This is a genomic window from Lysobacter sp. TAB13 (assembly GCF_052113885.1).
Lineage (GTDB): Bacteria > Pseudomonadota > Gammaproteobacteria > Xanthomonadales > Xanthomonadaceae > Lysobacter > Lysobacter gummosus.
Window position 1 is genome coordinate 56,232 of sequence record NZ_JBFRDR010000006.1, and the last position, 13,030, is coordinate 69,261.

At 67.5% G+C, this 13,030-nt stretch carries 7 protein-coding genes; all 7 read right to left on the reverse strand.

All coding sequences use genetic code 11. The annotated features are described in order from the left end of the window. Window positions 1-669 precede the first annotated feature (669 nt). A complete protein-coding gene (locus AB4Y92_RS09235; RefSeq protein WP_441819354.1) occupies window positions 670-3,057 on the reverse strand; it encodes a hypothetical protein in 2,388 nt (795 codons plus the stop codon). A gap of 42 nt (window positions 3,058-3,099) precedes the next feature. Beyond that, a complete protein-coding gene (locus AB4Y92_RS09240; protein ID WP_441819355.1) occupies window positions 3,100-3,744 on the reverse strand; it encodes a peptidoglycan-binding domain-containing protein in 645 nt (214 codons plus the stop codon). A gap of 12 nt (window positions 3,745-3,756) precedes the next feature. Continuing rightward, window positions 3,757-6,045, reverse strand: coding sequence for a type VI secretion system Vgr family protein (locus AB4Y92_RS09245; RefSeq protein WP_441819356.1), 2,289 nt, complete (start codon window positions 6,043-6,045; stop codon window positions 3,757-3,759). Between the two features lie 126 nt (window positions 6,046-6,171). Beyond that, entirely contained in the window at window positions 6,172-8,835 is a 2,664-nt protein-coding gene (gene tssH / locus AB4Y92_RS09250; RefSeq protein ID WP_441819357.1) for a type VI secretion system ATPase TssH, read from the reverse strand. Then, the gene (gene tssG, locus AB4Y92_RS09255) at window positions 8,826-9,920 is read right to left on the reverse strand and encodes a type VI secretion system baseplate subunit TssG (protein WP_441819358.1); all 1,095 of its coding nucleotides are present in this window, start codon (window positions 9,918-9,920) and stop codon (window positions 8,826-8,828) included. Before tssG ends, tssH begins: the two co-directional genes overlap by 10 nt. Window positions 9,921-9,942: 22 nt before the next feature. Next, window positions 9,943-11,778 (reverse strand): type VI secretion system baseplate subunit TssF, encoded by a 1,836-nt coding sequence (gene tssF, locus AB4Y92_RS09260; protein ID WP_441819359.1) that lies wholly within the window; start codon window positions 11,776-11,778, stop codon window positions 9,943-9,945. Between the two features lie 155 nt (window positions 11,779-11,933). Then, entirely contained in the window at window positions 11,934-12,944 is a 1,011-nt protein-coding gene (locus AB4Y92_RS09265) for a phosphate/phosphite/phosphonate ABC transporter substrate-binding protein (RefSeq protein ID WP_441819360.1), read from the reverse strand. Window positions 12,945-13,030: the final 86 nt, after the last annotated feature.

Consider the following 13,030-nt stretch of genomic DNA (forward strand, 5'->3'; position numbering starts at 1 on the left):
AGGCATCGCGCACCCACCTATCGTCATTCCCGCGAAGGCGGGAATCCAGGGCCTTTCGTGCGAGAACGCTTGAAGTCACAGGATTCCCGCGTTCGCGGGAATGACGGTCTGGGGGAATAGCGCTGAAGGCTCTGGATTCCCGCCTTCGCGGGAATGACAGTCTGGAGGAATGGTGCTGAGGGCTCTGGATTCCCGTCTTCGCGGGAATGACGGTCTGGGGGGGGGGCGCTGAAGGCTCTGGATTCCCGCCTTCGCGGGAATGACGGTCTGGGGAATAGCGCTGAAGGCTCTGGATTCCCGACTTCGCGGGAATGGCGGTCTGGAGGAATGGCGCTGAAGGCTCTGGATTCCCGCCTTCGCGGGAATGACGGTCTGGGGGAATAGCGCTGAAGGCTCTGGATTCCCGCCTTCGCGGGAATGGCGGTCTGGAGGAATGGCGCTGAAGGCTCTGGATTCCTGCCTTCGCGGGAATGACGGTCTGGAGGAATGGCGCTGAAGGCTCTGGATTCCCGCCTTCGCGGGAATGACGGTCTGGGGGAATGGCGCTGAAGGCTCTGGATTCCCGCCCTCGCGGGAATGACGGACTGGGGAATGGCGCTAAAGGTTCTGGATGTCCGGCTCAGCCGAAGTAAGGCAGAGCCCGCGTTCGCGGAAACGACGAATCGAGACTCAGAAAGGCAACGACGGCGCCGCAGCCGCAGCCGGCGGCGCAGCAGCCGGTTGATTGCGTGCCGCGATAGCCTCGGCTTCCGCCTCCGGCGTTACCCGTCCAGCCTGTTGAATTTCGCCCGGAGCGACCGGCTTGGCCTTGCCGCCGCGAACGCGCGATGCCGAGATCGGGCCGCTGCCGGTCGGCGCCGGTGGCGGCGGCGTGGCGCCGGGTTCGTCTTCGCCCTTGGCCGCTTTCATGATGTCGTCCGGAGCGCCTCCGATGGCATCGGCCAGAGCGTTGCCTTGCCCGACCTTGTCGCCCGCCAGCCGCTGCGCGTCGCTCAAGCTGCTGACCGACGCGTCCGGATTCGCGAGCTGTCCCGCCTTATCGGAGATATCGCGCTGCTGACGGTCGATCTCGTCCTCCGCGCGTTGGCTGCCGGCGGCGATGTCCTCGCCGGCATCGTGGATATCGTTCTTGGTGTCCCTGACGCTGCGCGCGATCTGCCCGGCCTGGCGGATCTTTTCGTCGACCGGATTCCAGACCATGCCGGCGACCTGATCGCCGATACCGAAGATCTTCAGCACCAGATTGAACACCGGGAAGGTCAGGTTGCGCATCAACAGCGCGGCCAGCATCGGCAGGCGGCCGAGATAGGCTTCCATGGTCAGGCAGGATTTGCCCGCGCAATCGGCCTGCGCCGCGGCCAATTCCTTGTGCAGATCCTCGGCGAGGAATTCGATCAGCGCATCGATGTAATGGCCGTTGTCGCGAATGAAGCCGCGAACCAGATCGGCGGCCTTGTTCTCCAGCGCCGACACGCCGGGCAGGCCGCCGCTGGCGAGGCTGCCGCGGCTCAGGCCGTCGACTAAGTCCGTGCCGCGTTTTTTCATGTCCGCATCGTCGTTGCCGCCCGGCGCGGAGCCCTTGCCGAAGATCCACGCCCAGATCAGATCGACGATCTTGCCGGCGACCGCGTCGTGGGTGGCGGCCAGGATCAGCGCCGGATCGGGCAGGCCCAGCCGTCCATGCAGATGGCTGTAAACCTTGGGCAGCAACACCATGGCGATATCGGCGATCACGCCGACGCCGGTCTGCATGAAACCCGGCAGCGGCTTGCCCGCGCCCAGCAGGGCTTCGCCGAGCGCTTGCGCCATCAACGGCGCGAGCGCCGGCAGCGGCGGCTGCGCTTGCGGCTTGCCGTTTAAGGTGGCGATCGCGGCGCTCAATGCCGCGGCGCTGCCTTCGGGCAGATTGGCCTGCTCCGATTCGGCGGTGGCCAGCCAACCGGTGATGTCGCCGGCCTGTTCGCGCGCGCCTTCGCGCGCCTGGCGAATCGCTTTTTGCACATCGCCCAGCGCGCCGGCCGCATCATCGACCGGCGCGCTGCCGCCGATCAGCGGCAGGCCGCGCAGGCTGCGCTGTGCGTTTTCCAGCGTCTGTTCGACGCCGCTGGCATCGCCGACCGGTTCGCCCTGTTTCTCGCCGAGCAGGAACCAGATATCGAAGCCGGGCTTGCGCTGCTGCGCGATCGCCTGGATCGAATAGTCGTGGCAGGCCTTGATGATGTCCCACTCATAGGCCTGCCGCGAGGCGCGGTACATCGCCTGATAGGCGTCTTGCACCTTGAACAGCCACTCGGGAATCTTCGCGACGACCTCGGGAATGCCGGCGCTGCCGGCCAGGCTGCTCAAGCCGGGAATCGACGGCAGCCCGAGCCCGCCGCCGGCCGCGGGCTGCAGCGCGGTCTTGCAGGTTTCGTGCAGCGTCGCCCAGGCTTCGGCCAGTTTCACGCCGGCCGCGTGCACCTCGGGATAACCCGGCGCTTCGACATTGACCGGATCGGCGGCGGCGCGGATCGCGTCCAGCACCGGGTCGATCGCTTCCGGGCCGCTCGAAGCCTGCGCCTTGCCGCCGAGCAGGGAACCGGCGGTGTCGAGCATCGCGCCGGCCGCGCCCTTGCTCGCCTTGGCTTGCTCCAGCACGCGCTGTGCGGCGCGCGCGAAGGAGTAGATCAACACGTCCTCGCGGATCAGCGCGTCGCGCATGGCGATGCCGTGGGCGGCGGACTCGCCGGGAAAGCGGTCGGCATGATCGTCGTGGGCGAAGCTCAGGTGCACGAACTGCAGCGGCTTGCGCGCATCGAAGGGCACGTGCGAACCGGGCTTGGCCTGCGTTCCCGGATCCGAGCCGACCGGTTCGGGCTGCGCGGCGATGCTGGCCGCCTTGGACAGGCGCGGGTCGAGCGCTTCGCCGGCGATGTAATGCGCCGTCGCCGACGCGCCGCCGCCGGATTGGCCGGTCAGTCCTCCGGCGACCGCATCGATCGCATCGCCGACGACGTTGTGGGTCAAGGTGTCGGTGACGCCTTTGGCGGCATTGCCGGCGTTGCTGATGATTCCCATGGCGGTCTCCGTACCGGCGATGCGCGCTGCGCCGGGCAATAGCTAGACATGCAAGGCATCGAGCCTGGCGCGGGTGTCCTCGTCGGCCTCGCCGGACTCGGCCAAGCCCTGTGCGCGTTGGAAGCGCAGCAGGGCGTCGCGCGTGGCGTCGCCGATGTCGCCGTCCTCGCCGCCGCAGTCGAAGCCCAGGTTGTTCAAACGGTGCTGCAGACCGCTGGCCAACCCGGGTGGGTCCAGCAATCCGATCTCGACGCTGTAGCTTTCGCTGCCGTCGCCGAAGCTCAGCGCGGCCGCGCGGGTTTCGCCCGGGATCGGCTGATCGATCTTGCCGTCGCCGTCGGTCTTGCCGTGGATGACCTTGTCGCCGAACACCAGCGTGAACGCCTCGTTGCGGCGCGGCTCGCCGCTGTCGAGCATCTGCAGCTTCAGCCGCGTCGGCTCGCCGCGGCGCTTGAACCGGTGGCGGGCGTCGGCCGGCTTGGCGATCTGCTTGTCGCCTTTTTCCGGCAGGAACAGCGCATCGCCCTCGACCAGTTGGTTCGGGTTCTTGCGTTTGGCCTTGAGCTTGGCGTTGTTGCCGTGCTCCCACAGCGTCCGCCACAGAAAGCCGCGCTCCTTCGCGATCGAGGCCAGGCTCTCGCCCTTGCCGATCGCATATTGCTCGCCCGCGGAAGCATCGCTAGCCATGGTGGTTCTCCGTCATTCCCACGCATCCTTGTCCAGGTCCGGGAAGCCGATCTGGCAATCGCCCGGATCGATGTTGGCGACTTTCAGCAGCCCCTTTTCGTCGGTGGTGCCGCCGCTGATCGAGCCGTCGGGCAGGGTGATCTGCACGCGTTCGCCGGCGACCGGTTTGCCGGCCTCATCGACCAGTTCGACTTCGATCCAATGCGTCTTGTCTTTGTTTTCGTCCGAGTCGGGATCGAAATTGGACCGGTCCGGCGGTTTGCCCGGGCGCTTGTTGCCCAGCGGCGAGGCTTCCGGCTTCTGCCCGGGCTTGGCGTTGGCCGCGGCCGCCGCCGCGGTCACCGCCAGCGGCGGCACCAGCGAGGCGGCCGATCCGGACGCGGGCGCGCCGCCGCTGTTGACCAGCACCATCGCGCCGACGATGGCGACACCGGCCGGCGAAATGGTCACGTGGTTGCCGCCGACCTTCAGAGTGAGCATGACGCCGGCCTCGATGACCACGTTGGCGCCGGCGTTGAGGTAGTAGTTCGTGGCGACCTGCTCGCTGTGGCTTTGGAACGATTCGCCGACCGCACCGTCCACTTTCAGCGACTTCGATCCGGCGATTGCGATCGCCTGCTTGCCTTTCAGGCTGAGGTGATCGTCGCCCTCGATTTCGCCGACGCGGTCCTTCTTGACATAGCTGTGATGGCTGCGATGGGTTTCTTCCAGGCGATCGCGCTTCACCACCAGGCTGCGGTCGTTCTCGACCCATTCGCGGCGGTCGTTGCCCACGCGCAGGTCCATGTCCTTTTGCGCGTGCAGGAACAATTGTTCTTCGCCTTTCTTGTCCTCGAAGCGGATCTCGTTGAAACCCTCGCCGCCCTTGCTGGAATAGGTCTTAAAGGTGGACTTGGTCGCTTCCGCCGGCAAGGCGTAGGGCGGCATGTTCTCGCCGTTGTACAGACAGCCGACCACGATGGGTTGATCCGGATCGCCTTCCAGGAAATCGACCAGCACCTCCATGCCGATGCGCGGGACGAACATCGCGCCCCATTGCTTGCCGGCCCACATCTGCGCCACGCGCAGCCAGCACGAGCTCTTGTCGTCGGCGGTCGGAGTGCGGTCCCAGCGGAACTTCACCTTGACCCGGCCGTATTTGTCCGTGTGGATCTCTTCGCCCGGCGGGCCCACCACCACCGCGGTCTGCGGCCCGCGCAGATGCGCCTTACGCGTGAGCAGCGGCGCGCGGTACTGCACGCGGTGCGGGATCATGGAAAACCGGTTGTCGTATCCGCTGTCCTGGTCGCTGCCCAGATTGTTGCGGCCGCGGTGCTCCACCGCGACGACCAGATAGTCTTCGTTGAGCGCGTCTTCCGGATGCCGCTCCAGTCCGAACACATGCCCGGGCATCAGAGTGCGCACGTCGCTGGTGGCATCGAGCAAATCCTGATCGGCTTCCTCCGACTCGATCATCACCCGCGCCAGGCCTTCGCCGAGCGCGCGATCGGTGTAGCCGCCGGGATGCACGAAGCGTTCGTAGTTGCTGTTGTCGCCGATGTGCACCAGCGAATCGACGCTGACCTCCAGGTCGGTGCTGGGGCGTTCGAAATCGTAGTCGCGCAGCACCACGCGCCCGGTGTGGATGCGCTCGCGGCGCTTGAGCGCGGTGACGCAGTCCGATGCCTCGGCCATGGCGAGGTCGTGGAAGGGCAGCGTGTCCGGTTCCAGCCGCGGGTTGTGGTCGCGGTTGTCGGTGAGGACGAGGATTTCGGTTTCCGGCTCGTGGCGGAAGAAGTAGTAGATGCCGGCGCGTTCCAGCAGCCGCGAGATGAAGGCGAAATTGGTTTCGCGGTACTGCACGCAATAGGTCAGCGGCGGGTGTTCGCCGGACAGGCGCAGCTCGTAGTCGGTGAACTGGAATTGCTTGAACACCTCCTCGACGATGTCCGGGATCGACTTGTCCTGGAAGATGCGCGAGTCCTCGTGCTGCAGCATGAACCACAGCCACGGCACCAGATCGCATTCGTAGGCATAGAACTCGCCTTGCGCGCCCTCCGGCGCCGGCGTGGCGCCGACGCGCGAGAAGCGCGACATCAGGCCGGTGAAGTGGCGTTCGCCGTCGATGGTTTCGATGCACAGGGTCGAGCGCTTGCCGATCACGTCCTCGGGCTGGATATCGTCGCGGTCGGAAATCAGGTCCAGGCTGAATTCGAAGGGGCGCGACAGCGCCTCGCGTCCCTCGACCCCGCGCACCAGCAGCGCGTCCTCGCCAAGCGGACAGCGCAGCTGGAACATCCGGTGTTGTGTCGACAAGGGCATGCCAGGGCGCTCCGGGGAATGCCGTTATGCTGGTCGGCGCGCGGGCGCGCGACCAGTGGCAAGACGGCTTAGGCCATGCGTCATAGCGCGGCGGCTCGGGGTTGCGTGTTCATCGCGGCCGGCCGCTCATTCCAGGGTGTAGGCGAAACGCCCGTGCGCGTCGATGCCGGCATGGATGCGGCTGAAGCCGGCGCTGCGGCTCATCCGCGTCAACACCTCGGCGGCGACTTCCGGCAGCAGGCTGCCGGTGAGGATGTTGTCGATATTGCGCGCGCCGGAATCGACCTCGGTGCAACGGGCGGCCACCGCGTCCACCAGGGCGTCGTCGTAGTCGAAACGCGCGCCGTGGTTGGCCTGGATGCGGCGGGCGATCTTGCCCAGTTTCAGGCGCACGATCTTGCGCATGTTGGCGTCGTCCAGCGGATAGAACGGAATCACCGTGGTGCGGCCGAGGAAGGCCGGCTTGAAGACGCGGTTGAGCTCGGGTTTGAGCAGCTCGTTGAGGCGTTCGACCGAGGGCAGGCCGCCGTCGGGCAGGGCATCGGCGCCGCGGCAGGCCTGCATGACCAGATCGGTGCCGGCGTTGGAGGTGAGAATGATGACGGTGTTGCGGAAATCGATCTCGCGGCCTTCGCCGTCCTCCATGCGACCCTTGTCGAAGACCTGGAAGAACAGTTCCAGCACGTCGGGATGGGCCTTCTCGATTTCGTCCAGCAGCACCACCGAGTAAGGCCGCCGCCGCACCGCCTCGGTCAGCACGCCGCCTTCGCCGTAGCCGACATAGCCCGGCGGCGAGCCCTTGAGGCTGGAAACGGTGTGCGCCTCCTGATACTCGCTCATGTTGATGGTGATCATGCTGCGTTCGCCGCCGTACAGCATCTCGGCCAGGGCGATCGCGGTTTCGGTTTTGCCCACGCCGGAGGTGCCGACCAGCAGGAACACACCCTTGGGTTTGTTCGGGTCTTCCAGGTTGGCGCGCGAGGTGCGCACGCGCTGGGCGATGGCTTCCAGCGCGTGGCCCTGGCCGATCACGCGCTGTTCGAGGTGTTCGCGCAGGTTGAGCACGGTCTGGATTTCGTCGGCGACCATGCGCCCGACCGGAATGCCGGTCCAGCCGGCGATGATCTGCGCCACCGCGGTGGCGTCGACCACCGGCAGCACCATCGGCGCTTCGCCCTGTAGCCCGCGCAGCTCGGTGCGCAAGGCATCCAGTTCCGCTACCGCGGTCGCGCGCACGGCGGCATCCGCGTCCGGCGCTTCGGCCGCATCGAGCTTTTGGTGAATCTTCGCGACCAGGTCTTTTTCGCCTTGCCAGCGCGCGTCGAGCGCTTCCAGCCGCTGCTGCAGCGCCGTGTGTTCCTCGGCCAGTTCGGTCAGGCGGGCGAGGTGATCGCCGCCGCCGGCGGTTTCGCGTTCCAACTGCGCGCGTTCGGTGGCGATCTCCTCCATGCGCCGGCGCGTGTCTTCGACCTGGGCCGGCGTCGCGCTCTGGCCGATGGCGATCTTGGCGCAGGCGGTGTCCAGCACGCTGACTGCCTTGTCCGGAAGCTGGCGGCCGGCGATATAGCGCGAGGACAGCTTGACCGCGTCGCGCACGGCTTCGTCGAGGATGCGCACGCGATGGTGCGCGGCCATCGCCCGGGCGACGCCGCGCAGCATCGCCACCGCCTTGTCGTCCTCGGGTTCGTCCACCTTGACGACCTGGAAGCGGCGGGTCAGCGCCGGGTCTTTCTCGAAGTATTTCTTGTACTCGCTCCAGGTCGTCGCCGCGATCGTGCGCATCTCGCCGCGCGCCAGCGCCGGCTTGAGCAGATTGGCGGCGTCGTTCTGGCCGGCGGCGCCGCCGGCGCCGATCAGGGTGTGGGCCTCGTCGATGAACACGATGATCGGCTTCGGGCTGGATTTCACTTCCTCGATCACGCCCTTCAGGCGATTTTCGAACTCGCCCTTGACGCTGGCTCCGGCCTGCAACAGGCCCAGGTCCAGCGACAACAGTTCCACGTTGCGCAGCGGCGGCGGTACATCGCCGGCGGCGATGCGCGCGGCCAGGCCTTCGACGACCGCGGTCTTGCCGACGCCGGCCTCGCCGGTGAGGATGGGATTGTTCTGGCGCCGCCGCATCAGCACGTCGATCATCAGGCGGATCTCGCCGTCGCGGCCGAGCACCGGATCGAGCTTGCCGTCGCGGGCGCGCTGGGTGAGGTTCTGGCAATACTGGTCGAGATTGGGCGTGGCGCTGGGCCGGCCGCCGGCGGTGGCGGCATCGGCCGACGCCGGCGCGCCGCCGGTGTCGCCCAACGCGCGCGCGTCGCGCGCTTCCACCGAGGCCTCGACCAGCGCGTGGAAATTCTGCAGCAGCGTCTCCAGGTTGATGGGCGCCAGCACGGCCGCGACATTGCCCGGCAGGCGGCGCAGTTCGGCGTCGGCGAGCAGCGCCACCAGCAGATGGCCGCTGCGCACACGCGCCTCGCCGAATTCGATCGAAGCCCAGGCCCAGCCGCGTTCAAGCAACAGCGGAATATGCGCCGACAGCGCCGGCGTGCGCTGATTGCCGGACTTCAATCCGTCCAGCGCCTGCGCCAGCGCTTGCTCGACGCGCTCGGGCGCGATGTCGAACTGGCGCAGGATCCGCCGCAGATCGCTGTTGTCGACTTCCAGCAGCTTGAGCAGCACGTGCTCGATCTCGACATCGTAGTGGCTGCGCGACAGGCACAGGCCGGCGGCGCTTTCGACCGCGCCGCGGCAGGTGGTATTGAGGCGTCCCACCAGGGAACGCAGGTTCAGCGCCATGACTGGCCTCCCATTGCGGAAAAGTGGAATTCGCATTCGTCCGCCGGCGCCGCGCCGCGGCGGCCGGACAGCCAGGTGTTCCAACCCAGTTGCGGGCGATCGGCGCCGCGCTCTCCCAGCGCCAGCGGCGGAACCTCGTCCGCGCGCAGCGACAGTTCGATGCGCAGGTCCAGCGCCAAACCGGTGAGGAAACGCGCCAGCTCGATCACGTCGGACAGCAACTCGCCGCGCGGCAGCAGCCGGCGGAAACTCGCGCGATCCAGCGGGCCGATGCGCAAGCGCAAGGTGGTCTGGCGATCCCAAAAGCGATCGCCCAACAGACAGCCGCCGCCCAAGGCCGATGTCGCGCCGCCCAGGCGCGTGCGATCGGCCGCCGGCACCCGCTGCCAAGTGCCCAGGCAACCTTCGACCGCGACCGGCGCGCCGACCACGTCGCCGACCACCTGCGACAGCGCGCCGGCGCCATGGGGACGTTGCGAGATCAGTCCGGCGAAATAGGCGGTGGCCGCGCCCGGCAGGCGCGGCTGCGCCGGCGCGCTCTTCGCCGACGGCTGCGCTCGCGCTTGCACGCGCGCCTGCAGCGCCGGTGTGCCCAGGCCGATCAGGTGATGGACGTAGTGCAGCGGCGAATTGCGGAAGCCGAATTCCAGGCCGATGTCGGCGCGATATTTTCCCCACGCGCGCCAGAACAGGGTGATCAGGCGGTGATTGAACAGGTCGAGAAAATCCTGCGCGGCGCGGTCGCGCTGCGCGCCCTGGGCGATCAGCCATTCGGTGTAATGGCGCGGCAGCACGCCCGACGGCCCGGTGAGGCCGAGAAAATGCACACGCATGCGCCAGCCGCCGGCGTTGTCGGCCTCCAACGCGGCCAGTTCGGCCGGAGGGAAATTCAACGAGGCCGGGGTGAGGAAACGCAAGGGCCCGGGCAGCGCCGCGCTGCCGCGGGCGTCGAAGTCGTGCGCGCGGTAGATCAGCCGCACGGCCTGGAAGAATCCGAACGCCTGCGGATCGTTGCGCAGTCTTTCGATCGGCGCAACCGGCGTCTCGACGCCCGCGGTGGCGGCGATCGGGAGCGGCAAGGACACGGTGTCGGCCATGGCGCGCCGGTCACACCAGCGGCAGCGCGCCGGCGCGCGGCGCGAAGCCGGCCAGCAGGCCTTCGCGCTGCTGCGAGCGCACGCTCAGGCGGGTGTAGGAGTTGGAGGTGCAATACAGGCCGAAGAACACGTCCAGCACGCGCGCCAGCAGGTACACGCCGCCGCCGACGTACTGGCTCTCGTCGAAGGTCAGCTCGACATCGGTGCCGCGCACGAAGGCCTGCCGCGGCGCGCGGCCGATGCGCGTCACCGACGGCCGGCTGTCGACTTCGACGATGCCGGCGATCTGTTTGCGCAGGCTGGCCGAATCGGCGTAGTTATACAGGCTGAGGATTTCCAGCAGCGCTTCGCGTCCGCCGCCGACGATCGACAGGTGATTCAAGGCCAGGTGCGAGATCAACCGCCACTGATTGGCCATGCGCATCGGCGCGCGCCAGGTGGCGGTGGGTTTCTTCAGCAGGCGCGCTTGCGCGATCACGCCGCCTTGTTCGACCTGCAACAGGCTTTCCTCGCCGCCGAACGGCAGTTGCGAGGGCAGGTCGCGGTTGGTGCAGGTCAGCGACAGGGACAGGGTGTCTACCGCCGGCACATGCGGATTCATGTCGCGATCGACCAGGGCGATGCTCATCTCGCTGCCGTCGTCGTTCGGCCGCGATGAGGGATGGCGCTGGCTGTACCAATGGCATCCCTCATCGCTGTCGTGCAGGCCGTGGCGGATCGAATAGAACGGTACGAAATCCACCACGTTGGCCTGATCGGCGGTGCGGCTGAACTTGCGCACCGAATCGACCGAATACACTTCCAGCCCCTGCGGACGGCGCACGTCGGGAATCACCGGGTATTCGTGGCGGTGCTGGTTCAGGCGGATCGGCTCGGCTTGCTGCTTGAACAGGTTGACGATCGGCGTGCAGTTGAGGCGGAAGGTGTCCGCGCTCACCGCCTGTTCCAGCCGCGGCAGGCGCTCAGGGCGGCCGAAGGCCTGGATCTCGAACACCAATTCGACTGCGTCTTCGAAACGCGAGAAGTCCAGGCCGTCGAGCTCGAAGAACAGGAACTTCTCCGGCAGCACGAAATATTCCTGGATCAGGCGATAGCCGAGGAAGGAGCGCGCGTCGTAGTCGAGCAGGCCTTCGTCTTCGTCGAAGCCGACCGCGCGCAGGGCTTCGCGCGGCAATTGCAGCGGCGGCGTCTGCGGCGAGCCGTTCGGCGCGCGCAGCGCGATCGCGGCGGTGGCGTTCAGCAGAATTTCGTACAGCGCGTGCGCCACCGGACTTTCGCCGTCCAGGTAGAAGCGCAGCTTGCGCACCTCGAGCTGCGACAGCGGGGTTTGCCCCTCCGCCTCCAGCCGGATCCGCAACGTCGCCACGCTGCCGGGGCGTTGCAGCGCGAACGCCGAACGCTCGGCGGACTCCAGCCGGGCGTCGGCGACGCGCAGCGGCCAGATGTCGACCGGATAGGCGGTGCGATAACGCACCGGCACGCCGTTCACCGGCCGGCTCAGCAGGGCGGTGCCGCGCGGGATCTGCTGCATCGCGGTGAGTTCGGCGCCGGCGCTGGGGCGCAGCTGCGCGATCGACATCGACGGCACCGGGCGCAGGAAGTGCGGGTACAGCACCGACAGCAGCGCTTCGGTGATCTGCGGAAATTCGTCGTCGAGCTTCTTGTGGATGCGCGCGGTGAGGAAGGCGAACGATTCGATCATCCGCTCGACGTGCGGGTCTTCGCAGACATCGCCTTCCAGCATCAGCCGCGAGGCGATCTTGGGATAACGCCCCGCGAACTCCTTCGAGAGCCGGCGCAGGTACGTCAGTTCGTTCTCGTAGTAAGGCAGCAGCTCATCGAGCATGGCGGAACGCGCACTTCCGCGGTCAGGCGGATCGCGCGAATGGGGGACAGGCGCTCAGGCTAGGAGCGTGCGCCGCCGGGGGCCATTTGCCGAACGGACTATGCCTTACGGCGCCGCATGGGTTGGCCGTGTCCCAGGCCGCCTGTGCGCCGGCGTCAGCGCGTGAGTTGCCTTTCGATGCGGTCGTGCTCGGCGCGCAGGCGGTCGAGGCGGGCGCGCTTGGCGTTTTCGTCGATCCAGCGCGCCGAATGCGCCTGCTGCAGTTCCAGGATGTATTCGATCTCCTCGAACGGCAGCAGCGCGCGGTTGTCGGCGGCTTCGAATCCGGACAATTCGTGGATCCTCAGCAGGTTTCGCCGTTCGCGGGCGGCATCGGCGCCGCGCCCGTAGTCGATCAGGAACTGCCGCACCGCCGCGCGCGTTTCCGCCGGCAGCGAGCGCGAGACCACCAACACCGCATGCGGAATCAGGTCGGACTGCCACAGCACGCGCAACTGCGCATGCTGGCGCGGGAAGCGCACGGCGAAACGTTCGAGATCGGCGTCGTTGTTGCTGGCGACATCGACCTCGCCGTTGGCGACGGCGAGGGCGTTGTTCTGGTGGTTATTGATGGTGACCGATTTGAAATACAGGTCGGAGCTGAGGTCGCGGCGCGCGAACAACTGCGCTTCCGGGACCAGATAGCCGGAGACCGACAGCGGCTCGCTGCGCGCGTAGCGCCATCGGCCCGGAGCGCCGAGCAGCGTCGCCAGATCGCGGATCGGTCCGCCGCGCCGCGCGATCAGCACCGAACGGTAGCCCGGAGAGCCGTCCAGGCGGGTCAGCCGCACCGCCACCTGCATGTCGTTGTTGAGCACCGAGTCCAGCGCCAGCTTGCCCGACAGGAAGGCGACATCGACGCGGCCGGCGGCGATCGCCTTGTGCATGCCCTCGTAGGTGCTCACCGACACGCTTTCCACCGGGCGGTTCAGCGCCTTCGCCAGATCGTCGAGCAGCGCCTGCCAGTCGTCCCGGGATTCGGCCGGACCGCCGGTGGGCAGGATCCCGAACTGCAGCGGCTTGGTCGGCTGCGCGGCGGGCGCCGGCGGCGGGGAAGGCGCCGGCTGTACGGGCGGCGCGGCAGTCGCCGTTCCCGCGATGCCGATGCACAGCAGCAAGGACCGCACGCAGGCAAGCCTCAGGCGCATGAACGCGGACGAGAACGGTCGCACTGGAAATTGTCGTCTCGGGGGGGAGAAAGCGTTATATCACC

What these genes read in the sequence shown, in the direction of transcription:
- AB4Y92_RS09235 (WP_441819354.1), bottom strand. Translation starts at nt 3,057, where the DNA reads ATGGGAATCATCAGCAACGCCGGCAATGCCGCCAAAGGCGTCACCGAC.
- AB4Y92_RS09240 (WP_441819355.1), bottom strand. Translation starts at nt 3,744, where the DNA reads ATGGCTAGCGATGCTTCCGCGGGCGAGCAATATGCGATCGGCAAGGGC.
- tssF (WP_441819359.1), bottom strand. Translation starts at nt 11,778, where the DNA reads ATGCTCGATGAGCTGCTGCCTTACTACGAGAACGAACTGACGTACCTG.
- AB4Y92_RS09245 (WP_441819356.1), bottom strand. Translation starts at nt 6,045, where the DNA reads ATGCCCTTGTCGACACAACACCGGATGTTCCAGCTGCGCTGTCCGCTT.
- tssH (WP_441819357.1), bottom strand. Translation starts at nt 8,835, where the DNA reads ATGGCGCTGAACCTGCGTTCCCTGGTGGGACGCCTCAATACCACCTGC.